We start from the raw sequence: 26,798 nt of genomic DNA on the forward strand, positions 1-26,798 counted from the left end.
CGCTGCGTCGCGCCGCTCCTCACGGAGCCGCCGGTTTCAGGTCTGGCAGGCTCAGCTTGCCAAAGCGGATCGCACGCCGGTGGCGCTTGGCATCTCCGCTGTCCCACACCGCACGAAATTCACCCGGCCCCACCTCGATCAGCGTGGGGTAGGAATTATGAATGCCTTCATCAAAGAAGGTCCGCTCTGGCCCCCACGTACCATCGGCGCTGCCCACTTTGTATCGCAGCGCCATTCGGCTGAAGGTCGGGCCATCGTTGTACACATACAGCAGCCTGCCATCACCGCTGCGGCCATACCAGGCTTCAGAGACCGTGTTCCACAGTTCCGGCTCTTCCTGCGCCACGCTCCAGGTGTGCCCGCCGTCCTCGCTCGTGCTGGACCACGCACGTGGTGGATTCAGTGCTCCACCATCCATCAGCTTCCCCTCGGGTATACCCGTCGAGGTACGCATCACCATCTTCAGCCGCCCCTGCTTTGCATCCATCACCGCGATCTGCCCTTCATGCAAAAAGGCTTCTTTGCCCTTCGGTCGCGGTACATAGCCGCCCAGGTGCCAGTCCAGCAGGCTCGTGCTCCGCAGCACAAAATGCTCTCTCGTGCCATGCGGATCAGCGCGTCGCGTGTTGCGGTGCGCGGGCATCACATACACCGGATGCCCGTCCTCCTCGATGCGTCGGATCTCCCCCAGGATCACCAGCGGTCCCGTGTAGTGCATTGCCAGCTCCACCGGATTCCACGAGCGTCCCCCGTCACCGCTGTAGGCCGCTGCCAGGTGCGAGTCCTCGCTGTCCGCATAGTTCAGCGGGCACCTCATCGCAAAGCACCACAGCACCTCCTGTCCCGGTGGCTTGTACAGCACCGCATTGCAGTAGCCAAATTGCATGGCCCCATGCCGCTCCGTGCTGTCAAAAATCGTGCTGGGAATGCTCCAGCTCTGCCCGTCGTCGGTGGACACCACCGCATCAATGCTCCCCATGTCCGTCTTTCCGGCGATGCCCAGCTGGTAGGCTGCCACGAGATGCTTCTCCTTCCATTGCGCCAGGCTCGGTTGTCCCAGCAGCGCGGCACGCGGCTCCTGCTCGGCGGTGCGGATCACTCGCACCTCGTGCGCATCACCCGTTTCTGCCGCACAGAGGCACGGCAGCACCATGGAGAGGCCAGCGGCGATGAGACAGGTTTTCATGCGAGGGGGGCGGGTTTTAAACTGGTTTGTGATGGAGGATGCGTTTCAGTGCCGTCGTGGCTGTCCACGGCTGATGCGCATGGCTGCGCTCATCCTTTCGGCTGCGCACTCCACAGGCTGAGATTACGGAATTGCGCGCCTTCGCCACGTGCCACCATGCCGATGCGGCCTTTGCGGTCTTTGAAGCGCTCATGCCGCGCTTCCAAAGTGTGATCATCAATCCGCGCCAGCCAGCGGTCACCACACACTTCGACGGTGATGCGGTGCCACGCCTCAGGATCGAGCTTCACCTCAATCTTCGTCAATTCCTCGCGCCGTGTCTCCTTGGCGATGCCGCTCATCTTCTGAATCCAGATTGCGGTAGGTGTGATGACCACACGCCCCTGATGATGATTCGGCTTGTTCGTGTCGCGGCAGACGAATCCAATCTGCGGTGAGGCTCCGAGTTTGAATTCACCTGTCAGTACATAGTCTCCCAGATCTACCAGATGCTCGCACACCGCCTCATGTCCGTTCGGGCGGTTTTTGCTCGGCCCCTCCTGCTTCGCATACGCCGCACCATCCACAATGCTCCACGTGCCGATGCCCGCGCGCCAGCCATCCGTGCCGGGCTGGCGTTCCTTCGCAAAGGACTCGGGCCGGTCAAATTTCTCGGCAGCCACCAGCTGCGTCGCGTCTGGCAGATTCGCGGCAGGCGCAGGCGTTTCGGCGGCCGCTTGCTGCAGGCACATCAGTGCCAGGAGGAGGGAAAGAGATTTCATCAGGGGCGGTTCAGGGATTCAGCAGATGGTTGCGGCGCGCCTTCCAGTACGCCGCCAGATGATAGACGACTCCGCAGCTCGAATTATGCGCGTAGTCAAACCGCTGCATCAGTTCCGCCAGCGCGGTCTGCTGCGCTTCGGAGAAAGAGCCAGGATCGACCATGAGAAGGATCAGTGCGGACTCCCCGGCTTCACGCGTGATGTGCCAGATCTCGCGAAACGGCCCCCATTGCGGATTCGGGTAGCCCTTTTGATTCTTCCACTCAGGCACTTTCCGCCAGTCCGGCCCGGTCATTCGCATTTGCTCCGGACTCTTTTTCGCAATCTGCGCGAGCACGCTGGTGAAACGCTTCGCCGCAAGATCCCGCACATGCACCATGCGCTCATGAATCGTGGCCTTCAGTGCGGCCTCCGGCTCCAGTTCATGCAGCACCTCCAGCGAGCACTGCATCTGCAGCAGCGCATAGGCAGGCTTGTTCTCGCCAGGTGTGGCAGACTGCACGATGGCATCTGCCGCATAGCGCCGCCACTCTTTGCGATACCGTTCATCACGCGTCACATCCCACGCCGCCGCATAAATCATCGGCAGCCTTGCCGCCTCATGCGCCTGCACATTCCACATGCGGCAGATGCCCAGCGGGCAGCGCGTCCCATCCGCACGGCAGAAATCGAAATCATTCTCCGGCGTCACAAAAGCGATCATCCGCTCCGCCACATCCGCCAGCACCACACGGATCTCCTTCTTCGTCGCCTCATCCGCCAGCGGGCTGCGGTAATACTGCCACACCCCGTGCACAAAGTGCGTCACTTGGTCACGCGAGGAGTTGATGTAAACACTCTTCGCATCCTCCGGGCACACATTCCGCGCCACAAAACCCCGCACCCCATGCACGGTGGCGCATAGCTTCAGCCCCGCAAACACACTCGCCGCCTTCTCTCGAAGTCCCTCGTCGCCTGTCACCGCAAACCGATCACACAGCACACTCAGCATCGCCCCGCCCAGGATCGCGCCATCCTCCATGCCCGTGCTGTAGCCACACGGGTTCGGATACTGTCTTTTCACCTCTTCAGCCGTCGGCAGATGCGCCTGCTCCTTGCCCTTCTCGTAGCTGCTCAGGTAGTCGCCAAATGTCTGCGCCTTGGGGAGGTAAAATCTGCCCCACGTCACATCCCAGGCTTGGTCAGTCTGTTTCACCAGCTCCGAATCGGGCGCGGCAGCGGTCATTTGGATCGCAATGACCGTGGCCAGGGCCGTGAAATGAAATAGATGCGGCTGCATGCGGACAGTTCGGAAAAAGCTCATTGTGGCCACTGCCCGTTCACGATGGGTTTCAGCTCCACCTTGGCAGGATCAATCACCACGTGCTTCGCCTTCTGGCGCTTCCACGTGTAGGTGATGTGTACCAGCCCGTCGCTCGTCTGAATGATCGCCGGATAGCTGAACTCCTTCTTCGGCTCGTCTTCCAGCACCAGTGCCGCCTCCCACACCTTGCCATCCTTGCTCACCGCCAGGTTCAGCGGACTGCGGCCTTTCGCCGTGTGGTTGTAGATCAGCAGATGCCTCCCATCCTTCAGCGTCACCGCATCCGTCCCTGAGTTCGGATTCGGCAGCTCCGTCAGCGAGATCTCACCCCACGTTTTGCCGAGATCATCGGACGTGATCTGGAAAACTTTCCCCTGCCGCGTCCGGCCGATGGCCTGAATCTTCTCACCACCCAAGTCCAGAATGCTCGGCTGGATCGCGCTCACCTTCAGCCCGTCATGCAGCAGCTCTGTGCGCTGCCACGTTTTGCCCAGATCACTCGTCCGCTCAAAATAGATCGCCCACGCGCTCGGCTTCGTATCGGTTTCATTGCTCGTCGGGCAGAGGATGTCCCCATTCGGCAGTTGCACCGGCTTGTTCTTGATCGGCCCAAAGATCCCTTTCGGCAGCTTCTGCGCAGCCGACCACGTCTTGCCGCCATCCGTCGAGGTTTTGAGCTCCCCCCACCACGTGCTTGGCGATGGCCCCACCTTGTAAAACAGCATCAGCGGCGCGTTGCGTGGCTGAAACAGCACCGGATTCCACGTCGGGTGGCGCGTGCCATCAGCCTGTACCCCGTTCGCCGTTTCAACACTCTCCGTCCATTTCCCATCCACCAGTCGCGAAACCCAGATGCACACATCCGGATTCTTCTCCGCCGTGCCGCCAAACCATGCGGAGACAAGCCCCGTCGGAGTCTCCACAATCGTCGTCGCATGGACAGATGGGTAAGGCCCCGTGTCATAGATAAACTCGGACTTCAAAACACCCGCCTGTGCCTCCTTGGCCTTCAGCCACTCCCAGGAAGTCAGCTCACGGCTCTTATCAAGCTTATGCCACACCACCACCGCCGCCTGTCGCGCAGCCGTCGCATCCATAACATTCAGCACCAGCTTGTAGTTCATCCCCGCCACCACCTGCCTCTCCCCGCTCTCAATGCTCTGCAGCTTGAGCTTCGGATCATGAGCTTTCACCGCAAACTCCGCCGCAGCCATCGCCTCCTTGTCCTTGGGCGAAACAGCGCTGAACCCTCCCGCGATCTGCGCGGTGAGGTTGCAGGTCAGCATGGCAAAGCAAAGCAGTGAAAAAGTTTTCATGGTTGGAAGAAGTTAAGCAATCAGGCCGAGGTTCACGAGTCTTTCACGAATGATCGCGCGTTCCGCTTCACGAAACCGGTGAAACGGCTCCGCCATCTGATCCTCACAGATTCCCAGCAGCGAGAGCCCGCACTTGATGCCCTTGATGATCGCCGACTTGTGCCGCCCCACCGTATAAATACTTCCCGCCAGCTGCATCACCTTCGCATGCAGTTCCCGCGTCAGCTTCAAATCCTGCGCAGCCGCCGCCCGGTACATCTCCACATAGAGCTTCGGATGCAGGTTCGCCCCGCCATTGATGCCCCCATGGCCTCCTAGCAGCACCGCTTCCGCAGTGAGTTCCTCAGGCCCCACCAGCACGCTCCAGTCCGCCCGCTGCTTCGCCACCTCCATCAACCGGTGGAAATAGATCATGTCACACGAGCTGTCCTTGACCCCGCAGATGCCCGGCATTTCCAGCGCCCGACGCACCAGGTCGATCTCAAAGCTCACCTTCGTCAGCCCTGGCATGTTGTACAAGAACATCGGCAGCGGCATCTCCGCCACCAGATCCTGGATATACTCCTGCAGCTCCGGCGGCGCGGCAGGGAAGTAATACGGCGGTGCCGTCACCACATGCGTGGCCCCAGCCTCGGCACTATGCCTCGCCAGATTTACGCTTTCCGTAAATGACGTGTCCGTAATCCCTACCAGCACCGGCACGCGCCCCGCCGTCTGCTTGCATGTGCGCTCAATCAGTTCCCGCCGCAGCCGGTAGCTCAGGCTGGGGCCCTCTCCAGTGGTGCCTAAAATAAACAGGCCGGACACTCCACCACCGATCAGATGCTCGATCAATCGCTCCAAACCCTCGCAGTCGAGCAGGTCGCGATCACGCAATGGAGTGACGAGGGGCGGGATGATGCCAGAGAGTGGTTGGGACATATCCCATAAGTGACTTCCGAGGCCGCTAAATAGCAACCCGCCAGTGCGTCGAATGTTTGCCGGTGAAATGACGATTCTTGACCCTTTCCCGCAAGATTCATGCGCCTGGAAACTTTCTGCTTGTCCCCACCATGCCCGCCACCGACCAGGCAGACTACTTCTCAAAGCAAGTCGTACGCACCCGACGCTTCTTCCTCCCGGAATGGGAGGCGCGTCAAAGCGATGCCTCCACTCTGTGCCTTGTGGGAGGCGGCTGCGAATGGTGCGCCCCGGATTTCGTCATGGACCGGCAGAAATTCCCCTTTCTAGCCTTCGAGTTCGTGTCAAAGGGCCATGGCAGCGTCACGTTGGCGGACCAGACGCATGAAATTGAAGCCGGGCACGCCTTCGTCTTCGACTCCTCCACTCCGCACGTCATTCGCAGCTCCGCCGAGGAGCCCATGGTGAAATACTTCTTCAATTTCACCGGCCCACGAGCTGCGAAGCTGATGAGCGATCTTGATCTCTCTCCCGGCAGCGTCCTCCGCGTCACGGACGCCTCGCGCGTGGACTCACTGCTGGAGGAAGTGATCGATCACGCCCTCCGTGGTGGCCGCTTCGGCCTGCGCGCAGCCTGTGCCACGCTCGAACACGCCCTCGTGCTCTGCGCGGACTCCCGCCAGCCCGCCACCACCAAAATGGATCCCGCGTATGCCACCTACCTGCGCTGCCGCGGCCATCTCCTGCGCAATTATCCCGTGCTCAGCAGCATCGAGCAGGCCGCCAAAGCCTGCTTCGTCTCCGCCGCTTACTTCACCCGCCTCTTCCAGCGCTACGACACCGAGACCCCGCTCGCCTGCCTCACCCGCCTCAAGCTCTCCCAAGCCGCCATCAAACTCCGCCAGCCCGATGCCCTGGTCAAAGGTGTCGCCGCCGAGCTCGGTTACAAATCCGCCGCACATTTTTCGCGCGCCTTCAAAGCTTGGAGTGGAAAATCGCCACGCTCTTAATTTCTGTCAGGAACAGTCGCTCCTCCATCTCCGCCCTTTTTGTCTTTTCTGTCCTTTTCGTCCTTGAGATGCAGCCTTTGCCTCTTAGCAGAAGATCACCTCGCGGCAGTTGAAATGCAGCGCGGATGATACATGTTCGTTTGCTCACTATCTCCCATCGCATGCTTTCCTTCCTCAAAATCCGCAATCTGGCCCTCGTTGAAGACGTGACCTGGGAGCTGGCCGCTGGTCTCATCGGCGTGACGGGGGAGACCGGCGCTGGCAAATCCATCATCGTCGGCGCTTTGAAGCTGATCCTTGGCGAACGAGCCGACCGCAGTCTCATTCGCAACGGCCAGGACGCCTGCACCGTGGAGGCCGGTTTCCACCTCAAAGACACCCGTGCCATCGATGCCGTGCTGGAAGAAGCTGGCCTCGACCCCTGTCAGGATGGCGAACTCCTCATCAAACGCTCCATCAGCACCAGCGGAGCCAACAAACAGTTCGTCAACTGCTCCCCCGTCACCATCCAGGTGCTCAAAAGCCTCGGCGAATTCCTCGTCGATCTCCACGGACCCCACGATCATCAGTCCCTCAATTCCAAGGACCGCCAGCTCGAGATGCTCGACAAGTACGCCAGCGTTGAGGAGCTGCTGGGCAAATACCAGGACACCTGGAAGCTCTGGCGCGCCGCCGCCACTGAACTCGATGAACTCGAAAACTCCGAGCGCGCCAGCAGCCAGCAGATCGACATGCTCAAGTTCCAGGCCAACGAAATCGCTTCCGCAAACTTGAAGCCCGGCGAGGAGGAAGAAATCGAATCCCGCCACCGCATCGCCGCCAACGGCGCACGCCTCGCCGAACTCTGCGGCAGCATCACCGGCCGCCTCAGCGAAGGGGAGGGGAGTGTCATCGACGGCCTGCGCGAGATCAGCCGCAGCATCCACGAACTCGAAAAAATCGATCCCTCCACCGCCTCCATGTTCGAAGGCTTCAAGTCCGCCCAAATCGAACTCACCGAACTCGAAAGCAGCGTGCAGGACTACGCAGACGATCTGGAGATCGACGCCGCCGAACTCGACAAGCTCGAAAGCCGCATCCACACCATCCAGACCCTCAAGCGCAAGTACGGCCGCACCATCGCCGAGATCCTGGAGTTCCTCGCCGAAACCGAGCGCAAACTCGCCAGGATGGAGAACCGCGGCGAAGAAATCGCCAGGCTCCAAAAGCTCGTCAAAGAGCGCGAGGCCGATGTGCTGAAAATCGGCAGACAAATCTCCAAGAAGCGTGCCGACGCCGCCCCCAAGCTCGCCAAAGAAGTCGCCTCCCATCTCACCGATCTCGGCTTCAAACGCAGCGTCTTCGAAGCCCAGCTCGCAGTCCTTCCATCACCCGAACGCAACGGCCTCGAAGAAGTCGATTTCCACTTCGCACCCAATCCCGGCGAGCCCTCCAAGCCCCTTCGCCTCACCGCCTCCAGCGGCGAAATGTCCCGCGTCCTGCTCGCCGTGAAAAGCGCCCTCGCCAAGCAGGACGCCGTCCCTCTCCTGGTCTTCGACGAAATCGATGCCAACGTCGGCGGTAACATCGCCGAGGCCGTGGGTCGCAAAATGGCCGCATTGGGCGCGACTCATCAGGTCATCGCCATCACCCACTTCCCCCAGGTCGCCTCACTCGCCAAAAGCCACTTCGTGGTCACCAAGGAGATCACCGGCAACACCACCCGCTCCCAGATTCAGGCTGTGAGCGACGCACAACGCGTCGACGAACTCGCACGCATGCTCGGCGGCAGTGCCGACAGCGCGCGCGTGCATGCCCTGAGTTTGCTCAAAGGCGCGGCGTGAGCTCACGCAAAGAGGACTGTCATCCGTGGCGGGCGGCCCTTCACTCGGCTCAGCGTGGCACGCAGCGCCAGTGAGCCCAGCTGTGTCTGCGGGTTCCAGCCTTTGGGGGCCTTTTTCCCCGTGCTGGTCCACAGCATGCCGTCCGCAATCCATTTCTGGCGAAAATCATCGTAGCTGACGCCTTGGTCATCATCGGTCACTCCAAACTGGAATCCGCAGCAGGCGCAGATTTCCATCGATGCACCTCCGGTTCGGTTTCGCGGCGGCTCCGCGAGTTTGTCATAGCCGCATACGGGGCAGAAGTTGAGGTTGTTTTTCATGGTTGTTTTTTGGAAGGTCGGGGGCGTTCTCAGCGGGAGAAAAACCGGAGCTCAGTCGCTTTCACGGTTCGTCCAGGCTGGCGCTGCCAGTAGGTGGGGTTGTCCGGCTTGAAAAAGGTCTTGGTCTTGCCTGCGCCGTTATAAGCACCAAATACGCGCGTGGCGGGATCAAAGACGCGCAGCGTTCCGTCCGTGTCGTCCAGCTTCATCGGCAGATTTTCCGCACGGGCGCGTTGCAGAAAGGCCCACGCCTTTGCCGCATAATCATCGGGAGATTGGCTGGAGAAGTCGCCGCCATGTCGCTCAAAATGATCCTGCAGTGAATCGATGTGCCCCCAGGTCTGTCGAGTCGGCGGGGCTTGTGAGGAAATCACGGACGGAGCCTCCTTCTTGTCCGGTGTGAGCACATCCAGGACACGGCGGATCAGGGAAGGCTGCGGTGCTGCTGCGGCTGCGCCCCCTGCCGTGGTGAAGCTCCCTGTGGCAAGCCTGACACGCGCGCTGCCCACGCTGAAATAATACTTCGTTGCCGGAGTCAGTGCTTCCAGCTGCAGCGTGTGATCACGCGTCACCCCACCTTCGGCCTTGCGGTCCAGCACTGCGGGATTCAGGCCAAACTGCAGTCGCGTACCGCATTCCACATCCGTTCGCCATTGAATGGTCGCGCTGTTTGCCGTGGTCCTTGTCTGCGGTTCCCCGATCAATTCAACGGCATGAAGCAGCGTACCGCTAACACACGCGATGACCCCGACCAACCCATGAAAAAAAGCTCTCATTTAAAGTGTGAAACCAAGTGAATCTATAGTGTGACAGTCTTAAGTGAAGACCGTTCAAACTACATATCGCACATGACATTCTCCATGCGCTTATCGCAAGGATCAGTCAATACACTCCTTCAGATCTATTCAATCCGCCCTAGTTAAAGCATTTATTTAGGCATAGTAGGCTCAAAGCCGACCCATGGCCGTCGCCAGTTGTCTGGCGGCGGTCTCCTCGGCGGGCGTCTGGACTTCTTGAAAATCAAACGGAATACCGCCCATGCCTCTCCCCGCTCATCCATCTCCAGGCAGACTCAATATGCTCCCTTGGGTCCCGGTGAATCGCCTCCCATTGAAGAATTTCCTTGGCCAGTTTGGGCTCGGCGATGAGCTCTGAGGGATCACCCGCGCGCCGTGGACCATAGCTGACCGGAATTTTTTTCCCAGTCACCGCTTCCGCCGTGGAAATGATTTCTTTGACGCTAAACCCACGGCCCGTGCCGAGGTTCACCGCGATGGTCTCTCCACCCCCGCGCAGATATTTCAATGCCAGCGCATGCGCCGACGCCAGATCACACACGTGGATATAGTCGCGGATGCACGTGCCATCCGGCGTGGCGTAGTCCGTGCCAAACACCGTGATGTTCTCGATCTCCCCCGTGGCAGCCATCAGGATGCGCGGAATGAGGTGTGTCTCCGGATTGTGGTCTTCACCGATTTCACCGCTCGGGTGGCAGCCGCTCGCGTTGAAGTAGCGCAGAAACACAGACTTCAGCCCCCAGGCATGCCCGCAGTCACGCAGCACACGTTCCAGCATCCATTTGCTGGCGCCGTAAGGGTTCACCGGCGCCTGCGGATGGGTTTCATCGATGGGGATCCGCAAAGGGTCGCCATAGGTCGCGCAGGTGGAGGAAAAGATGAAGCGCTTGCAGTCATGGCGCTGCATCGTTTCCAGCAGCGTCAGCGGCGCGGCCAGATTGTTCCGGTAATACTTGAGCGGATCCGTCACCGACTCGCCGACATACGCAAAAGCCGCGAAATGCAGCACCGCTTCCGGCTTGTGTTCGGTGAAAAGCTTCTCCATCAGCTCAGCGTCGGCCATGTCGCCTTCCACAAACGCCACCCGGTCCATCGGCAGCGCCTCACGATGTCCGAAGACAAGGTTGTCCAGCACCACCACACGTTCGTTTTGTTCGAGCAAATAACGCACTGTGTGCGAGCCGATGTAGCCTGCGCCGCCGGTAATGAGAAGAGTTCCTTGTGACATCCGGGAAATACAGCAGCCGTAGAGCCTGCTGCCAAACAAAGATTGTCTTAAAATCGCCTGGGCAAAGGCCCCGAGCCTTCTTTTCCTCCTGCGCCTTCTTTTCCATGGCCACCTTCAAACCAGCCATTTCCCTGCGCATCCGTTGCGTCTGTCCATTCATCCGCTCCTTCAGCGCCCTCAAGACGTCACGGCTGCGTTAGTTGAAAAGCAGGAGCGCTATCATGCCCAGAAACAGCAGCCAGACGGCGCCGAAATGAAATGTGCGACTGGTACCAGCGGCGCTCATGGGGCCTTAGGCAGTGGCACCTGCACCGGATGCATCAGGTAGGCAATGAGATCCCGCACCTGATCCGGCTGGAAGGCCAGCAGCAATCCCTCAGGCATCATCGAGAGAGGAGAGGTCTCCTGTTTCACAATGTCCGCACGGTCCAGGGTCAAAGTTTCAGTCATCGTGCGCAGCGTCAGCGTCCGGGCGTTCGATTCCGTGATCACCCCGCTCAGTACCCGGCCGTCTTTGTGTGTCAGCAGGCTCATGCGGAAGTCCGCACTCACCACCCCGCTCGGATCTGCGATGTTCTCCAGCAGGTAGTCCAGGTTCGCGCGCCCTGATCCTGTCAGATCCGGCCCGATCTTCCCACCCTGCCCATACATCATGTGGCATGAGCCGCAGATGGCAGTGAAAAGCATGCGCCCCTGGCTGAGATTCGCCTTCGCCAGCGTTGCCGGCGTGAGTTGTTTCTTCACCTTTTCGATCAGCTCCTTCTTGTCAGCCGCAGACTCCCGCAGCTCGCCCCACACCTCCACCAGCTGCTTGCTCAGCGCTTCATCTTTGAAAGCATTGATCTGCCGCGCGTGGAACGCGCTCAAGTCCGCTCGTGGGATCTTGCCTGCCGCCATGTCTTTCAGCAGTGCCTTGGCAAAACTCGGCCGTGACACCATCGTGTCGATCACCGTCGGGCGCTCCGCCGGGCCAAATTTGCGATAGCTCCCCGCCAGCTTCTGCCCGATCTCAGGATCATCAAACAGCGCCAGCCCACGCACCGCCACGATGTTCAGGCCCCGCACCTCCAGCAGCTGTGTGCAAATCGCTCGCAGATCATCCGGCCGGTTTTCGATCAGCGTCTTCAGCGCCGACTCCCGCGCAGACAGATCCGCCTTCTCATCCAGCGCCAGCTTCTTCACATCATCCAGCGCACGCCCGTCGCCAAAAAGAATGCTCAGCTCCTGGACGATCTTCTTGTCCGCCTCCGCCTTGCCCGCCGTGATCGCAAATCCATCCCACGCCTCCGGCTTGGCCGCCTTGCGTATCCCCTTAAACGCCTCCGCCATCCCTTCCAGAATCGTCCCGGCCTGCTCCGCCTTCGCTCCCGCCAGCAGCGCATTCAGCGCCTCCGGCTGTGTCGCCAGACTCCGCGTCATCCACTTCAGCGTCTTCGGCCACGTGCAGTCCTTCGCCAGCTTCACCAGCGCCTGCGGGTCCTCCTTCGCCAGCGGCGAAATACCATACCACACCAGATAAGGCAGGAAGGGATCATTCGCATCCTCGCCATGCGCCAGCAGCGCCGCACCCAGCTCCGCACGCTTGCCCACCGGCAGTCGCTGCAGCGTGGACGCCAGCATCAGCCGCACAAAGGCCGATTTGTCCTCCTTCGCCACTTTCACCGCATCAAATCCCAGCTCCGGATACACCGCGCCCTCCATCGGCCCCGGAATCGCATCGATCGGCGAAAACTGCGTCAGTTCGCGGATCGCCAGCGCCCGCGCATGCTCATCAGCCGAGCTCAGGTCCCCCTTCGGCCACGCCTTCCTCCACGCAAACGGCACCTCCGGCTTCTTCACCTCACCATAGCTGACTCGGAAAATCCTCCCGCTGGTCCGGTGCACACCCGTCGAATCATGGCACTCCCCCGTGTCGCTCCAGTCCAGGATGAACCCGCTCCCATCCGGCCCCGTGCTGATCTCGATCCCCCGAAACCACGGATCATCGCTCAAAAACACATCCGGTTCATGCTTGCCCACATACCCGCTGCCATTGCGCTCCAGTCGCTCCACATTCGCACGGCGCCCATGCATGTTCAGCGTGAAGAGCTTGTTGCGATATTCCGCCGGCCACTGCTCCGCCTGATAAATCATCATGCCGATGTGCGCATGCCCGCCACCCAGGCTGTTCGCCTGCCCATCACGGGACGCCGTCCAGCTCCCGCTCCGGTCGTAGTGGTAGTGATCCGCGATCGTGTCCAGCTTCTCATACACATACGGGTTCGCATTGCTCGAGTCCATCAGGTGCGCTCCATGAATGAGGTGCCACAGATGCCCCGTCACCGTGTTGATGAAAAACATCTCCCCGTTCGCATCCCAGTCATGCCCCCACGGGTTCGTCGTGCCATGCGTCAGCACCTCCACGATCTTCCTCTCCGGGTGGTAGCGCCAGATCCCGCCCTTCATCGGCACCCGCTTCTCCTCCGGCGTCCCCGGCACGCCCAGCTTCCCCGGGCACGAGTGCCCGCAGCGTCCATACAGCCAGCCATCCGGCGCAAAGCGCAGCCCGTTGGCAAAGTTGTGGTAGTTGTCCTTCGCCACCGTAAAACCATCGATCACCACTTCCGGCTCGCCATCCGGCACATCGTCATGATTCCGGTCCGCGATGAAGAGCACCTGCGGCGGGCACATCAGCCACACCCCGTCGCGTCCCACCTCCACGCTCGTCAGCATCTGCACATCCTCGGTAAAGACCTTCCGCGTCTCCGCCACCCCATCCCAGTCCTTGTCCTCCAAAATAATGACACGGTCCTTCAGATTCAGGTCAAACCGCTTCGCACGCTCCGCATACGTGTAGTTCTCCGCCACCCACATCCGGCCACGCGTGTCCCACGACATCCCCACCGGATTCTGCACATCCGGCTCCGCCGCAAACAGCGTCGCCTTGAATCCCTTCGGCAGCTTCAGCCCCTTCAGCGCCTCCTGCGGTGGCGTCGGCTGCGGATTCCCCGGATCACTGTTATACACCGCAGGAAAATCAGCAGCAAAGGCGAGCGACGAAAAAAGCAGGGCAAGCAGAACAGGCTTCATGGAACCCAAAGCCTATTGCGGACGCATCCCCTGACAAGACCCTCCACAAATTATTAATGCGGCAAATGTGCCATCATCACCTGCCCAGCATCGCGTGGTCCGCACATTCGATGTGATGTCTGAAACGCCCTCCACCTCGCAGAATGAATGCGGTGTCCCTCCGCCCCCGACACACACACTTCTTATACCGCGATCCCTTGAAAACGGGTCTATCTCTCAGCCGAAGAAAGCTCTCCGCGCAGCCGCTCCGGCAGGAGTGGGATCATCCTGATCCCACCCGCTCTCGCCTCGTGCACCGTTCCCAAACCAGCGATCCACGATAGTCCCCCTCCTGTCAGGGCGCTGATGCCGCACGGAACAACCCCGCCCGCTGGGTGTCAGGCGCAGACTCTTTTTCAACTGCGCGTGGTATTAGCACCAAAGGTGCGGCCTATCGCAGCCTAGGGCAAGCGAGCCTGAGCGAGCGCCGCCCTAGGTTTCCACCAACCCCTGCGGGAAAGTAAACCCATCACACCGCCACACCCATCATCCACCAGCAGCGTCCGCCATCCGCTCCGCCGCACGCCTGCGCCTCAGCCACCTCCATCACCCATCCCATGGCGCTACCTCGTTCCCTCCGCCCAATTTAAAATTCCCAGTTTTCAGTTTCTAGTTTTCAGTTCCCTCACAGCCCTCATTCGCTCCACCACTCCCCCCACGTCCCTCCGGCAAACAATCGTCAACAACCGTAAACCATCGTCAACTTCCCTCCCGCTCCCTCACCCCCGGATCAACCACACCGCCGCAAACGCCGTCAGCCAGAACAGCACATTCTCAAACACCTTCTGCGGCAGCCGTTTCAAAATCCACCACCCCAGCAGCACCCCCAGCACCACGCACGGCATCAGCGCCACATTCGTCATCAGCGACCTCGGATTGATGATCCCCAGATCCGTGCTGAACGGCACCTTGAACAAATTAATAAACAAAAAGAACCGGCTGAACACTCCCAGGTGCTCCTTCTTCTCCAGGTGCTGCGCCAGAAGGTAAACCGTCATCACCGGCCCCGCCGCATTCGCCAGCATCGTCACCACCCCGGCCAGAAAGCCCATCGACCATGTGAACACCTGGTGCTCCGTCAGCGCCAGAAAGTCCTGCCTCCTCTTGTTCAGCAGCCAGTTGAAGACCAGCAGCACGATGATGATCCACCCGATCACCACCCGCGCCATCGAGTTGTCAAACCGGCCCAGCAGAAACCACCCCACCACCACCCCCGCAATCGCCGGCGGCACCATCGGCACAATGCGCCGCCAGCTCCCGCCCTTGCGGTTGATGATGTACCCCATGAAATCCGCCGCGATCAGCATCGGCAAAATCACCCCCACCGACTGCTTCGCCCCAAAAATTTGAGCCATCAAAACCACATTCAACGTCGAAGTCCCCGCCAGTCCCGCCTTCGACATCCCGATGCACATCGCCCCCAGCGCCGCGAGCACGAGCGACCAGACATCGGCGGGTAGAAGCGTGTGGTCAGTGAGCCAGGTCATCGGGCCATGACGAATGCCGCATGCCATCCCACGAACAAGCACGGATTCACCCCGCCCCCACATTTCTCCCCACACCTCCGCCGCCCATCGCGTCGTGGTCCGAACTCTCCGAGTGCGGCTCCCAGTGCCCACCTTCCCATCCCCAGCCCTCACTCTACCCATCGCAGACGAGCCGTGAAGTACGACGGACACTCCTGTCTGTCGGTCAGCGCGCCGCAGACACGCTGATACCCGGTTGTCCCACCTCATGCGGATACATGGCAACCATGAATGACTCTCGGCAGCGCCAATCTTTTACCAACTCACCTCACCGACTCCGCATCACCCCGGCGGCAGCCGAGCCCCAAAAACCAACTTCATCTCTGCTCCCTCCGCCCCATTGCCCCTCTGCGGCAAAACCGAACGTCCCCATCCCTCCTCATTCCCCAACAACTAACTGTAAACCACCGTCAACTCCCTCCCTCACAGCGCCATCAACGGCGCCGGCACCAGAAACGCATGCTGCTCCAGCAAACTCCACGCCCCATTCCACGACAGATACGGCGTGAAATACACCACCAGCGTGTACGCCAGCGCCACCGGCACGATCCCCAGCCGCGCCACCCATCTTGGAAACCAATGCCGCGGCTGCTCATGCCGCGTCGCCCGGCTCATCGCCCAGCCCGTCAGCACCCGCGCTGGAAAGATAAAGATCACAAACAGCAGGCTCGGCAGCCACGCCAGCTCACGCGGTGTCAGCTCGATCTTCAGCAAATACAGCGGCACCGCAAACAGCAGCGTGATGATGAGCGCAAACCAAAACGCCAGCGGCGCGCGCAGAAACAGCCGCCGAACCTCACGCAGTTCAAACATCGCTCCGAACCGGTTCGTCTGCGCGAAATGCGCCTGCAAAAACGGCAGATGAATCGCCACCACCAGCAGCAGCACGCCGCCCAGCAGCGAGAGCACCACCGAACCACCCACCGGCAAACGCGTGGCGCCAAGCAGGATGCCCACCGGAACAATCAGCCACACCAGCGCACCCACAAACCCGCGCAGGCCCAGCCAGAAATAAAACGGCAGGCGCAGCCCGACGATGTAGCCGGTGATCATACCCTGAAGATTGCCAAACTTCCCCGGTGTGCGCAGCCAGCGTTTGAAGCGCAGCGGCTGCGGCCACAAAAAATGCCGCAGCTTCCCGCCTCGCACGCAGGCCCACACAATGTGCGCCAGCGTGAGGACAATCACAACGATCAACCCCGCATGCCACCCTTTGGCAATCCCGCTGCCGGGAGCGATGAGCTCCGCATCCTTCCACATCGTGGACAGCAGCCGCGCCGGCCACACCACAAGCCAGATCCCAGCAGCGATGCTGCCAAGAACGGCGGCCTTCCTCACACCAATGAAACCATCACGAAACCGCCCCGTCCGCGCGATCGTCCCGCTCACATGCAGCAGGTAGCCCAGACTGAGGAAATTCAGCACGGGAACCACCGAGCACGCGGCCACCAAAACAAGCAGCGCCACCAGCCCAAACAGCCAGTCCAGCCCCGAGCCCACCCTCTGAAAAAAGCCCCGCTTCTTCATCACAGGCAGCTCCGGAGGTTCCTCTATCGCCGCCCCCTCAGAGTGCGTATTTGAGCAGTCGCATAACACCTGGCCCTCATGGAGCGCGGTGTCCTTTGGGTCCTTGCGAGCGGACCTTGCGTTTTCGTCGGCCTCTTCACGTGTCCCCCCAGCTTCCATCTCCACAGGCAGGGGAGGGGGCAGGGCAGTGGGCGGCAGCAGCGGTTCGGACATGCAGGAAATCCTATGAAAGTCGTCGGCGCGCTCATAGTTGCAAAGTTCCTGAGGAAACCAATGTTCGCTTTGAGTGTTACTAGACAGGCTCGAACGCAGCTTCCCGTCATGATTTCCGCCCCTTTCTCTTCAAGCTGGTTGTTCTGGCTGCGCAATGCGGTCATCCTCGGCGTGCTTGCCACCGGTACATTTTTGGGCGTGGCTGAACTGCTGGCCCCGCCGGTGGTGGTCGCGGCAAGCAGCACGGGGCTGCCTCAAACGAAGCTTGAAGACATCCGGCAGACCGCGCAGGCGGTGGACGCAGATTTCCAAAAGGCCTGGACACAGCAAGCACTGAATCCCGTTGGAAAAACGGATGATCTCACCCTCGTTCGCCGGCTGTCCCTGGCGCTGACAGGCAGCATCCCATCCTTGCAGGAGCTTCGCTTGCTGGAGTCTCTCAAAGGCGCGGACGTACCGCAATGGTGGCTGTCCCACCTGCTCTCCGATCGCCGCACCAGTGACTATCTGGCTGAGCGCCTCGCCCGCGTCTATGTGGGGATCGAAAACGGCCCCTTCCTCATGTATCGCCGTCGGCGGCTGGTGGACTGGTTGAGCGATGCGATTCAGCAAAACCGGCCCTACGACCAGATCGCCCGCTCGCTGATTGATTCCCACGGTGTCTGGACCACCAACCCGGAGGTGAACTTCGTCACCGTCACGAACGAAAACAAAAAGGGGCCGGATGAGGTCAAGCTCGCCGCCAAAGTCAGCCGCGCCTTCCTCGGCGTGCGCATCGACTGCGTCCAGTGTCACGATGGCAAGCTCGGCAGCACCTGGAAGCAGACCGACTTCCATCAGCTTGCCGCCTTCTTTGGCCAGGCGGACTTCGCCCTGAACGGCTTGCGCGATGATCCCAAGCGCAGCTACAAAGTCCGTTACCTCGGGCAGATGGAAGAGGAAAAGATTCCCGCCAAAGTCCCATGGAAGCCCGAACTCCTGCCCGCCAAAGGGACCCCGCGCGAAAAATTGGCGACCTGGGTCACCGCCAAAGAAAACAAGGCCTTCGCCCGCACCATCGTCAACCGCATGTGGGCGCTGCTCTTCAATCGCCCCCTGGTCTCACCCGTGGATGAAATTCCTCTCGAAGGCCCCTTTCCCCCCGGCATGGAACTCCTCGCCGACGACTTCACCTCGCACCGCTATGACCTCCAGCGCCTCATCCGCGTCATCGTCAGCACCCGCGCTTTCCAGATGTCCAGCCAGTCCGCCGATCCCTCCCATCCCGTCACCACCGCTGCCGAAAACGCCTGGGCCGCCTTTCCCGTCACCCGCCTGCGCCCAGAGCAGATGGCCGGCAGCGTCATCCAGGCCGCCTCCCTCAGCACCATCGACTCCGAAACTCACGTCCTCTTCCGCATCAAGCGGGACCTCGACGTCGCCAACTTCGTGAAGCGCTACGGTGACTCCGGCGAGGACAATTTCGACGATGCCGGCGGCACCATTCCCCAGCGCCTCCTGCTCATGAACGGCAACATGATCACCAACAACACCGGCAACAATCCGCTCATCAATGCCAGCACCCGCATCAGCATGCTGGCCCCAGACAATGCTACGGCGGTCGAGGCCGCCTACCTCTCCATTTTCACCCGCCGCCCCACCCCTGCCGAAGCCACCCACTTCACAGGTCTCCTAGCCGCCTCCAAAAGCAGAAACTCCCGCAGCAGCGCCATGTCCGACCTCTACTGGACCCTCATGAACGCCACCGAGTTCTCCTGGAACCACTGAAGCCATGAACCCGCGCGCCACAGTCAAAAACGCCACTTGTATCTCCAGGGTGGTAGGCTGTGCCGTCGAAGTGAGTTCCCGTGCAATGATGCTAGGAATAGAGAGAGGCGATTCACCTCGTGCTGTTCTGAATCTCCATCAAGGTCGCAACGCCTCACTCCTCTCCCCGTCGAGGACACGTTTGGTATCACGTACCTTCGGGGAGAGGCCGGGTGAGGGGTCATCCAGGCACTTCAAGTGCTGCTGGTTTTGCATCTCCAGGGTGGCAGGCTCTTCCGTCAGTGTGAGTCCCAGTGCCATGATGCCAGGAATAGAGAGAGGCGATTCACCTGGTGCTGTTCTAAATCTCCATCGAAGTCACAACGCCTCACTCCTCTCCCCGTCGAGGACATGTTTGGTATCGCGTACCTTCGGGGAGAGGTCGGGTGAGGGGCCATCCAACCACTTCAAGTGCTGTTCGTTCTCGACGCCCTCAAGCTCTATCCAACTTCCCAGAGCCTCGCAGCACACCAGCCCCAACGGGGCTGCGTATTTCAGCCCAGGGTTGCCGAGCCTTGGCGAGGCAACCCTGGGTTTCCATCGACAACTCCGGAAAGCAAACCCAGCGCTCCCTCCTCACACCGCGCGCTCCAGCAGCGTCTCAACGTCCCTCCGCCGCTGTCATCGTCCACGCCCTCGCCCAGCACTTGCTTCCCTCCCCAGTTAACCATTCGTCATTTTTCTCGCCATGAACACCTCCCCCTGCCGAGGCCCTGACCACCTCACCCGCCGCTCCCTCCTCCGGGGTGCAGGTCTCGCAGGCGTCTCCTGGCTCACCCCTCTCGCCGACATCCTCGCCGCCGAGGCCGCCACCGCCCCCTCCGGCAAACCGGCGCGCTCGGTCATCCTCCTCTGGCTCGGCGGAGCCGCAAGCCAGCTCGACACCTTCGACCCGCACCCCGAAACCAAAATCGGTGGCGGCGTCAAAACCATCCCCACGGCCATCAAAGGCGTGAACTTCGCCGCCGGTCTCGAACAAACCGCCAGCGTCATGCAGGACGTCTCCCTCATCCGCTCCATGGTCAGCAAAGAGGGCGACCACGAACGCGCCTTTTACAACATCAAGACCGGCTACCGACCCGACCCCACCCTCATTCATCCCAGCATCGGCGCCATCGTCTGCCATGAACTGCCGGAGGCCAAAATCGAAATCCCCACTCACGTCTCCATCCTCCCCAATCAATGGCCCGCACGCGGCGGTTTCTTCGGTGCCAAGTACGACGCCTTTCAAATGTACGACCCCAAGTTCCCCGTCCCGGATGTCAAAGCCCGCGTCGATGACAAGCGCCTCGACCGCCGCATGGAAGGCCTCTCCATCGTCGAGCAAACCTTCGCCCGTGGCCGCGAGACAAACATGGATCAAACCAAAACCCTGCACCAGATCTCCATGCAGCGCGCCCGGAACATGATGTCCTCAGATCAGCTCAAAGCCTTCAATGTCAGCGACGCCCCCGCCGCCGAACTCAACGCCTATGGCGACACCCCCTTCGGTCGCGGCTGCTTCGCCGCCGTCCGCCTCATCCAGGCCGGAGTCCGTTGTGTGGAAGTCACCCTCAACGGCTGGGACACCCACGCCAACAACCTCGAAGGCCAGGCCACCCAGGTCAAAATCCTCGACGCCGCCTACGCTTCCCTCATCCGCGACCTCAAAAAACTCGGCCTCCTCCAAAGCACCATCGTCGTCTGCGGCGGTGAGTTCGGCCGCACCCCGAAGATCAACAACGTCGGGGGCCGCGACCACTGGCCTCATGCCTTCAGCATGCTCGTCTCCGGCGGCGGCTTCGCCGGCGGCCGCGTCATCGGCGCCACCGATCCCCAGGGCGACAAAAAAGAACCCGAACGCCCCGTCTTCGTTGAAGACCTCCACGCCACCGTCCAAAACCTTCTCGGCATCGACTATTCCAAAGAAGTCATGACCCCAGTCGGCCGCCCCATGGCCCTCAGCAAAGGCGAACCCGTCAAAGAACTCCAGGCCACAGCCTGATCACCTTCCCGCACTCTCAAACGGACTGCCTTCAATGATCTGCTTCTTCTGCTCTTCCGGCGTGGCAGCCGGATCAGGATTCAGCGTCATGATGTACGCCACCACGTCCCGCAGCATCTGCTCGTCTTCAATGAAGAGCGTCGTCATCTGCACCATCTTCGCCCCGTTCACATCGTTCTTCACGGCGCCCCGCTTGCCGGATTTGAACTTTTTGAGTTGTTCCTCCAGGTACCAGCCCTGACGCCCGATGAGTGGCGGACTGCCAAAGGTCATCTCTCCGCTGGCATTGTAGCGGTGGCATTCCATGCACCGCTCCTGGAAAAGCTGCATTCCCGCCTGAGGATTCGTGTTGGCCATTTCCCGGTCCTTGCCCATCGGCACCTTGATGGGCATCTTCTCAACGTGGGCCACCACCGCCTTGATCTGCTCCGGCTGCAGCGCCTTGGCGATCGCCGCCATCATGAACGACTGCGGATCAGCCGCATCATGTCCACGCCGGCCTTCTCTCAGATTCGCAAACTGCGTGTTCACATACCAGGCAGGCATCCCGGCAATGGAAGGAGATTTGAGTTCAATCTTGCCCTCACCGGAAGTTCCATGACACTGTGCACAAACAGCCTGGAAGATCGTTTTCCCATCCGTGGCCTTGGTGGTTATGACAGGTTCGGTGGCATGTCCCGCTCCGATGCAGCCGAGGAGCATGAGTGCGATGTGGTGGAACTTCATGGGTCAAAAAACGCCGTAAGTTGCACCTGATTTACAACAATGCCGCATGGAACCCGCGGCGAGGCCTTCTTTGCCAAATCCGACACACCGCAGGACAATTTTGTCCCACACTTGCGCCCCCTCCCTGCCTGTGCCTTTCTCTCCCATGGCCCCATTTCCAGCGAACGTCGTCGAACTCACCCAGGCCCTCGTCCGCATCCCCTCGGTCAATCCCGACGGCGACCCCGGCACCGACGGCATCGGCGAGGAGCGCTGTGCACGCTTTGTGGGTGAGTTTCTGCATGCTGCAGGAGCTGCCGTGACGCTGCAGGAAGTGGAACCTGGTCGCCCCAATGTCATCGGCCGCTTTCCCACCCACGGCGCATCCAAGCCCCGCATCCTCTTCGCCCCCCACACCGACACCGTCAGCGTCGGCGGCATGACCATCCCCCCCTTCGGCGGCGAACTCCGCGACGGCAAAATCTGGGGCCGAGGAGCCTCCGATACCAAGGGCCCCATGGCCTCCATGCTCTGGGCCCTCTACGAAATGCGCCACGAAATCCCCACCCTGCCCGTCGAAGTTCACTTCGTCGGCTTCATGTCCGAGGAGAGCGCACAGCTTGGTTCTCAACACTTTGCGAAGCATCATGGGCGTTATGACCTCGCCATCATTGGCGAGCCCACAAGCCTGAAGACCGTGTTCCGCCACAAAGGCTGCCTCTGGGCCGATGTGCACACCACCGGTGTCGCGGTGCATGGTGCCACGCCCGAACTGGGGGTGAATGCGATCGTGAAGATGGCAAAGCTGGTCGCTGCGCTCGACACCGAGTTCCGTGATATCCTGGCCGAAGCCGGTGGTGAAGATGAGTGGCTCGGGGCCAGTTCCATTAACCTCGGCATGATTCAGGGAGGCACACGCAGCAATATCGTGGCAGATTTCTGCAAACTGCGGCTGGATATACGCACCACGCCGGGCCTGCAGCGCGCTGGCGGGGCACTGGCATTGCTGACGGAATTCGTGCAGAGCATTGATGAAACCGCCCAGGTTACCGTCGCCAGCGAGGCCTTTCATCTCGATACCGATCCTTCGAACCCCTTTGTGCAGAAGTTGATTGCCGCCGGGGCCAGTCTGACCGGGGCACCTTGGTTCTGCGATGCGGCTTTCTTGGCCGCTGCGGGCACCCCGGCTATTGCGATTGGTCCCGGCTCCATCGCTCAGGCGCATACCAAGGATGAATTTATTGCCGTGCAGGATCTTGAGGACGGGGTGGCGTTTTTCCGGCGATTCCTGGCAAGTCTTGGCTGAGAGGCACAAAAAACCCGGGGCTCAGATGAACCCCGGGTTTGAAGATGCTGAAGGTTACGGCAGGGCGGTTTCGCCCATCAGGAAGCGGTCGCACTCGCGGGCGGCGCCTCGGCCTTCGTTGAAGGCCCAGACGACGAGGGACTGGCCACGGCGGCAGTCACCGGCGGCGAAGACGCCGGGGATGCTGGTGGTGTATTTCTCGTGCTCGGCTTTCACGTTGCTGCGCTGGTCGCGCTCGATGTTGAGGGCGTCGAGAAGAGGCTGCTCGGGCCCGAGGAAGCCCATGGCGAGCAGGACGAGCTGCGCGGGGAGGACTTTTTCGGTTCCAGGGATCTTCTGCGGGCCGAAATTGCCCTTTTCGTCCTTCTTCCACTCGACGTTGACGACGTGGACGGCTTTGACATTGCCATCGGCATCCCCTTCGAAGTGGGTGGCGGTGGTGAGATAGACGCGGGGATCGTCGCCGAACTTGGCGGCGGCTTCTTCCTGGCCGTAGTCCATCTTGTAGGTCTTGGGCCATTCGGGCCATGGGTTGTTCGCGGCGCGCTTGAGAGGCGGCTTGGCCATGATTTCGAGCTGGGTGACGGTGGTGCAGCCATGGCGCACGCTGGTGCCGACGCAGTCGGTGCCGGTGTCGCCGCCACCGATGATGACGACGTCCTTGCCGTCTGCAGTGATGAACTTGCCGCTCTTGTCGAGCACGGCCTTGGTGTTCGCCGTGAGGAAGTCCATGGCGAAATGGATGCCCTTCAATTCGCGGCCGGGAATCGGCAGATCGCGTGGTTTGGTGGCACCGGTGCAGATCACGGTGGCGTCGAAATCCTTGGTGAGCTGCTCGGCGGTGATGTCGGTGCCGACATTGACGTTGCACTTGAAGATGACGCCGCTGTCTTCGAGCAGCTTCACGCGGCGCAGGACGACCTCGTTCTTGTCGAGCTTCATGTTGGGGATGCCATACATGAGCAGGCCGCCGGGGCGGTCGGCACGTTCAAAGACGGTGACGGTATGGCCGGCCCGGTTGAGCTGGGCGGCGGCGCTGAGTCCGGCAGGACCGGAGCCGATGACGGCGACTTTCTTGCCTGTGCGCTTTTCTGGCACATCGGGCTTCACCCAGCCTTCTTCCCAGCCTTTGTCGATGATGCTGACTTCGATGTTCTTGATCGTCACCGGCGGCTCGTGAATTCCGAGCACGCAGGAGCCTTCGCAAGGAGCGGGGCAGACGCGGCCGGTGAATTCGGGGAAGTTGTTTGTCTTGTGCAGACGGTCGAGAGCTTCCTTCCAGAGGCCGCGGAAAACGAGATCATTCCATTCAGGGATGATGTTGTTGATCGGGCAGCCGCTGGCCATGCCGCTGATGAGGGTGCCGCTGTGGCAGAACGGAATGCCGCAGTCCATGCAGCGGGCGCCCTGGTTTTTCAGGCGCTCCTCAGGCAGGTGCAGGTGGAACTCCTTCCAATCTTTGACACGCTCAAGCGGGTCGCGGTCAGCGGGGATTTCGCGTTCGAATTCGATGAAGCCGGTTGGTTTTCCCATGGTCTCTTGTCTGTGAAAAGGTGATGTCTGTTGGTTTGTGACGCGTGATGTCGATGCTAGCTGCCGCCGATACGGGCGACGTCGCGTGCGTTGGCTTCAAAGGCGGCGTTGAGGGCGTCGTCGCCGGTGAGGCCGTCGTCCTTGGCCTTCTTGATGGCCTGGAGCACTCGTTTGTAATCCTTGGGCATCACTTTGACAAACTTGGGCACCATCTGCTCCCAGAGCGCGAGAACCTTGAAGGCTTTCTGGCTCTTGGTGAGGTCGGCGTGCTTTTTGATGAGTTCGTAGAGGCTGTCGATCTCGGCTTTGTCCTCGAGTTTTTCGAGGCCAGCCATCTGCGTGTTGCAGCGGGTGGCGAAATCGCCCTCTTCATCCAGAACGTAGGCCTCGCCACCGCTCATGCCTGCGGCGAAGTTGCGTCCGGTGGTGCCGAGGACGACCACACGGCCACCGGTCATGTATTCGCAGCCGTGGTCACCCACGCCTTCGACGACGGTATCGACACCCGAGTTGCGCACTGCGAAGCGTTCACCCGCCCTGCCACGCAGGAAGAGTTCGCCGCTCGTCGCGCCATAGAGCGCGGTGTTGCCGGCGATGATGTTGTCTTCGGCGGCAAAGTCGGAACCTTCCGGCGGATAGATGATGATGCGGCCGCCGCTGAGGCCCTTGCCGATGTAGTCATTGCCGTCGCCTTCGAGTTCGAGGGTGACACCCTTGGGAACAAAGGCACCGAAGCTCTGACCGGCGGTGCCGTTGAACTTGATGTGCACCGTGTCGTCCGGCAGACCGTGCCAGTGGCGTTTGGTGATCTCGTTGCCGAGGATCGTGCCGACGGTGCGGTTGACGTTGCGGATGGCGACGGTGGCGGTGACTTTCTCACCCTTCTCGATGGCCGGTTTGCACAGGTCCAGAAGGGTGGTGATGTCGAGAGAGCGGTCGATGCCGTGATCCTGCACCTCGGTGCAGAAGCGTCCGACTTCAGGACCGACATCCGGCTGATAAAGCAGGTTGGAGAGGTCGATACCACGGGCTTTCCAGTGATCGATCGCGTCGCGGGCTTCGAGCACTTCCGTGCGGCCCACCATTTCCTGCAGAGTGCGGAAGCCAAGCTTGGCCATGAGCTCGCGCACTTCCATGGCGATGAAGCGCATGAAGTTGGCGGCATGCTCAGGATCACCGCTGAACTTGGCGCGCAGCTGAGGATCCTGGGTGGCGACACCGACGGGGCAGGTGTTCAGATGGCAGACGCGCATCATGATGCAGCCGAGTGTGACGAGCGGAGCGGTGGCGAATCCGAACTCCTCAGCGCCCAGCAGCGCGGCGATGATGACGTCACGACCGGTTTTCATCTGACCGTCTGCTTCGACGACGATGCGGCTGCGCAGATTGTTGAGGACGAGGGTCTGGTGGGTTTCGGCGAGGCCGAGCTCCCAGGGCAGGCCGGCGTGCTTCACGGAGGTCTGCGGAGAGGCACCGGTGCCGCCGTCGAAACCGGAGATGAGAACGACGTCCGAGTGAGCCTTGGCCACGCCGGCGGCGATGGTGCCGACGCCGACTTCGGAGACGAGCTTCACGCTGACGCGTGCGGCGCGGTTCGCATTCTTCAGGTCGTGGATGAGCTGGGCCAAGTCCTCGATGGAGTAGATGTCATGATGCGGAGGCGGGGAGATAAGTCCGACACCCGGCGTGGAGCCGCGCACCTTGGCGATCCAAGGATACACCTTGGTTCCAGGCAGCTGGCCGCCTTCACCGGGCTTGGCGCCCTGGGCCATCTTGATCTGGATTTCGCGGGCCTGGGAAAGGTAGAGGCTGGTGACGCCGAAACGACCGGAAGCGACCTGCTTGATGGCGCTGTTCTTGGAGTCACCCTTCTCATTGGTCCAGGTGTAACGGGCTTCATCTTCGCCGCCTTCACCGGTGTTCGACTTGCCGCCGACACGGTTCATTGCGATGGCGAGAGCTTCGTGGGCTTCGCTGGAGATGGAGCCGTAGCTCATCGCGCCTGTCTTGAAGCGCTTCATGATGGACTCGACGGATTCGACTTCCTCGATCGGCACGGCTTTGCGTGGCTTGAAGTCCAGCAGGCCGCGCAGGGTGTAGAACTGCTTCACCTGCGTGTTCACCAGGGCGGTGTACTGCTGGAAGGTTTCGTAGCTGCCGGTGCGGACAGCCTTCTGAAGGGTATGAATGGTGAGCGGATTGAAAAGGTGGGCCTCACCTTCCTTGCGCCACTGGTAATCACCGCCGACGTCGAGGGCGTGGACCTGGGAATCGCGCTCTGGGAAGCCGCGCAGATGGCGCTGGATGGCTTCTTCGGCGATGACCTTGATGTCGCTGCCTTCGATGCGGGTGGCGGTCCAGGTGAAATATTTGTCCACCACGCTCTGGCTGAGACCGACGGCTTCAAAGATCTGCGCGCCGCGATAGCTCTGCATCGTGGAGATGC

19 protein-coding genes are annotated in these 26,798 nt (G+C 60.9%); 5 read left to right on the top strand and 14 right to left on the bottom strand.

Translation table 11 applies throughout. The annotated features are described in order from the left end of the window. Window positions 1–19: 19 nt before the first annotated feature. The 5 genes from ACILSL_RS07000 to ACILSL_RS07020 all read right to left on the bottom strand — a co-directional run bounded on the left by ACILSL_RS07000 (window position 20) and on the right by ACILSL_RS07020 (window position 5,487). The gene (locus ACILSL_RS07000) at window positions 20–1,186 is read right to left on the bottom strand and encodes a sialidase family protein (RefSeq protein ID WP_395731286.1); all 1,167 of its coding nucleotides are present in this window, start codon (window positions 1,184–1,186) and stop codon (window positions 20–22) included. A gap of 89 nt (window positions 1,187–1,275) precedes the next feature. Beyond that, window positions 1,276–1,947 (bottom strand): family 16 glycoside hydrolase, encoded by a 672-nt coding sequence (locus ACILSL_RS07005; protein WP_395731287.1) that lies wholly within the window; start codon window positions 1,945–1,947, stop codon window positions 1,276–1,278. Between the two features lie 10 nt (window positions 1,948–1,957). Next, window positions 1,958–3,226 (bottom strand): hypothetical protein, encoded by a 1,269-nt coding sequence (locus tag ACILSL_RS07010; RefSeq protein ID WP_395731288.1) that lies wholly within the window; start codon window positions 3,224–3,226, stop codon window positions 1,958–1,960. Between the two features lie 20 nt (window positions 3,227–3,246). Continuing rightward, window positions 3,247–4,566, bottom strand: a complete 1,320-nt coding sequence (locus tag ACILSL_RS07015; protein WP_395731289.1) for an exo-alpha-sialidase — start codon at window positions 4,564–4,566, stop codon at window positions 3,247–3,249. 12 nt (window positions 4,567–4,578) lie between these two features. Further along, window positions 4,579–5,487 (bottom strand): dihydrodipicolinate synthase family protein, encoded by a 909-nt coding sequence (locus ACILSL_RS07020; RefSeq protein WP_395731290.1) that lies wholly within the window; start codon window positions 5,485–5,487, stop codon window positions 4,579–4,581. Between the two features lie 131 nt (window positions 5,488–5,618). Between ACILSL_RS07020 and ACILSL_RS07025 the strand changes: the two genes are divergently transcribed. Together ACILSL_RS07025 and recN are read left to right on the top strand one after the other, a co-directional pair. After that, window positions 5,619–6,476 (top strand): AraC family transcriptional regulator, encoded by an 858-nt coding sequence (locus ACILSL_RS07025; RefSeq protein ID WP_395731291.1) that lies wholly within the window; start codon window positions 5,619–5,621, stop codon window positions 6,474–6,476. A 161-nt stretch (window positions 6,477–6,637) separates the two neighbouring features. Continuing rightward, window positions 6,638–8,299, top strand: a complete 1,662-nt coding sequence (recN, locus tag ACILSL_RS07030) for a DNA repair protein RecN (RefSeq protein ID WP_395731292.1) — start codon at window positions 6,638–6,640, stop codon at window positions 8,297–8,299. A 2-nt stretch (window positions 8,300–8,301) separates the two neighbouring features. On the opposite strand, the gene ACILSL_RS07035 is transcribed toward recN, so the two are convergent. From ACILSL_RS07035 to ACILSL_RS07060, 6 genes are all read right to left on the bottom strand, one after another. Then, window positions 8,302–8,619, bottom strand: coding sequence for a hypothetical protein (locus tag ACILSL_RS07035; RefSeq protein ID WP_395731293.1), 318 nt, complete (start codon window positions 8,617–8,619; stop codon window positions 8,302–8,304). 29 nt (window positions 8,620–8,648) lie between these two features. Further along, window positions 8,649–9,395: a fibronectin type III domain-containing protein gene (locus tag ACILSL_RS07040; RefSeq protein ID WP_395731294.1), complete on the bottom strand. Its 747-nt coding sequence runs from the start codon at window positions 9,393–9,395 to the stop codon at window positions 8,649–8,651. A 244-nt stretch (window positions 9,396–9,639) separates the two neighbouring features. Beyond that, window positions 9,640–10,644, bottom strand: a complete 1,005-nt coding sequence (galE, locus tag ACILSL_RS07045; RefSeq protein ID WP_395731295.1) for a UDP-glucose 4-epimerase GalE — start codon at window positions 10,642–10,644, stop codon at window positions 9,640–9,642. Between the two features lie 282 nt (window positions 10,645–10,926). Then, window positions 10,927–13,713, bottom strand: coding sequence for a PVC-type heme-binding CxxCH protein (locus ACILSL_RS07050; protein ID WP_395731296.1), 2,787 nt, complete (start codon window positions 13,711–13,713; stop codon window positions 10,927–10,929). A 758-nt stretch (window positions 13,714–14,471) separates the two neighbouring features. Continuing rightward, on the bottom strand, window positions 14,472–15,239 hold the full coding sequence (locus ACILSL_RS07055; protein WP_395731297.1) for a sulfite exporter TauE/SafE family protein: 768 nt from the start codon (window positions 15,237–15,239) through the stop codon (window positions 14,472–14,474). Between the two features lie 462 nt (window positions 15,240–15,701). Beyond that, window positions 15,702–17,018, bottom strand: coding sequence for a DUF4013 domain-containing protein (locus tag ACILSL_RS07060; RefSeq protein ID WP_395731298.1), 1,317 nt, complete (start codon window positions 17,016–17,018; stop codon window positions 15,702–15,704). A gap of 108 nt (window positions 17,019–17,126) precedes the next feature. On the opposite strand from ACILSL_RS07060, the gene ACILSL_RS07065 reads away from it, so the two are divergent. Continuing rightward, window positions 17,127–18,785: a DUF1553 domain-containing protein gene (locus ACILSL_RS07065; RefSeq protein WP_395731299.1), complete on the top strand. Its 1,659-nt coding sequence runs from the start codon at window positions 17,127–17,129 to the stop codon at window positions 18,783–18,785. A 727-nt stretch (window positions 18,786–19,512) separates the two neighbouring features. Continuing rightward, complete coding sequence (locus ACILSL_RS07070) at window positions 19,513–20,808, top strand: DUF1501 domain-containing protein (protein ID WP_395731300.1); 1,296 nt, start codon at window positions 19,513–19,515, stop codon at window positions 20,806–20,808. Here the strand turns inward: ACILSL_RS07070 and ACILSL_RS07075 are convergent, their stop codons facing one another. Next, window positions 20,809–21,534: a c-type cytochrome gene (locus ACILSL_RS07075; RefSeq protein ID WP_395731301.1), complete on the bottom strand. Its 726-nt coding sequence runs from the start codon at window positions 21,532–21,534 to the stop codon at window positions 20,809–20,811. It abuts the gene before it with no gap. 145 nt (window positions 21,535–21,679) lie between these two features. On the opposite strand from ACILSL_RS07075, the gene ACILSL_RS07080 reads away from it, so the two are divergent. Next, entirely contained in the window at window positions 21,680–22,819 is a 1,140-nt protein-coding gene (locus ACILSL_RS07080) for a M20 family metallopeptidase (protein ID WP_395731302.1), read from the top strand. Window positions 22,820–22,873: 54 nt separating this feature from the next. Here the strand turns inward: ACILSL_RS07080 and ACILSL_RS07085 are convergent, their stop codons facing one another. Continuing rightward, on the bottom strand, window positions 22,874–24,352 hold the full coding sequence (locus ACILSL_RS07085; RefSeq protein ID WP_395731303.1) for a glutamate synthase subunit beta: 1,479 nt from the start codon (window positions 24,350–24,352) through the stop codon (window positions 22,874–22,876). Between the two features lie 56 nt (window positions 24,353–24,408). Beyond that, window positions 24,409–26,798 (bottom strand): glutamate synthase-related protein (locus tag ACILSL_RS07090; RefSeq protein WP_395731304.1); only part of this gene is annotated, 2,390 nt, incomplete at its 5' end.

The sequence above is a fragment of the Prosthecobacter sp. genome (genome assembly GCF_044222345.1).
Lineage (GTDB): Bacteria > Verrucomicrobiota > Verrucomicrobiia > Verrucomicrobiales > Verrucomicrobiaceae > Prosthecobacter.

Excerpts from the sequence above, each read along its gene's own strand:
- ACILSL_RS07000 (WP_395731286.1), bottom strand. The coding sequence starts at position 1,186 with ATGAAAACCTGTCTCATCGCCGCTGGCCTCTCCATGGTGCTGCCGTGC.
- ACILSL_RS07005 (WP_395731287.1), bottom strand. The coding sequence starts at position 1,947 with ATGAAATCTCTTTCCCTCCTCCTGGCACTGATGTGCCTGCAGCAAGCG.
- ACILSL_RS07010 (WP_395731288.1), bottom strand. The coding sequence starts at position 3,226 with ATGCAGCCGCATCTATTTCATTTCACGGCCCTGGCCACGGTCATTGCG.
- ACILSL_RS07015 (WP_395731289.1), bottom strand. The coding sequence starts at position 4,566 with ATGAAAACTTTTTCACTGCTTTGCTTTGCCATGCTGACCTGCAACCTC.
- ACILSL_RS07020 (WP_395731290.1), bottom strand. The coding sequence starts at position 5,487 with ATGTCCCAACCACTCTCTGGCATCATCCCGCCCCTCGTCACTCCATTG.
- ACILSL_RS07025 (WP_395731291.1), top strand. The coding sequence starts at position 5,619 with ATGCCCGCCACCGACCAGGCAGACTACTTCTCAAAGCAAGTCGTACGC.
- recN (WP_395731292.1), top strand. The coding sequence starts at position 6,638 with ATGCTTTCCTTCCTCAAAATCCGCAATCTGGCCCTCGTTGAAGACGTG.
- ACILSL_RS07035 (WP_395731293.1), bottom strand. The coding sequence starts at position 8,619 with ATGAAAAACAACCTCAACTTCTGCCCCGTATGCGGCTATGACAAACTC.
- ACILSL_RS07040 (WP_395731294.1), bottom strand. The coding sequence starts at position 9,395 with ATGAGAGCTTTTTTTCATGGGTTGGTCGGGGTCATCGCGTGTGTTAGC.
- galE (WP_395731295.1), bottom strand. The coding sequence starts at position 10,644 with ATGTCACAAGGAACTCTTCTCATTACCGGCGGCGCAGGCTACATCGGC.
- ACILSL_RS07050 (WP_395731296.1), bottom strand. The coding sequence starts at position 13,713 with ATGAAGCCTGTTCTGCTTGCCCTGCTTTTTTCGTCGCTCGCCTTTGCT.
- ACILSL_RS07055 (WP_395731297.1), bottom strand. The coding sequence starts at position 15,239 with ATGACCTGGCTCACTGACCACACGCTTCTACCCGCCGATGTCTGGTCG.
- ACILSL_RS07060 (WP_395731298.1), bottom strand. The coding sequence starts at position 17,018 with ATGTCCGAACCGCTGCTGCCGCCCACTGCCCTGCCCCCTCCCCTGCCT.
- ACILSL_RS07065 (WP_395731299.1), top strand. The coding sequence starts at position 17,127 with ATGATTTCCGCCCCTTTCTCTTCAAGCTGGTTGTTCTGGCTGCGCAAT.
- ACILSL_RS07070 (WP_395731300.1), top strand. The coding sequence starts at position 19,513 with ATGAACACCTCCCCCTGCCGAGGCCCTGACCACCTCACCCGCCGCTCC.
- ACILSL_RS07075 (WP_395731301.1), bottom strand. The coding sequence starts at position 21,534 with ATGAAGTTCCACCACATCGCACTCATGCTCCTCGGCTGCATCGGAGCG.
- ACILSL_RS07080 (WP_395731302.1), top strand. The coding sequence starts at position 21,680 with ATGGCCCCATTTCCAGCGAACGTCGTCGAACTCACCCAGGCCCTCGTC.
- ACILSL_RS07085 (WP_395731303.1), bottom strand. The coding sequence starts at position 24,352 with ATGGGAAAACCAACCGGCTTCATCGAATTCGAACGCGAAATCCCCGCT.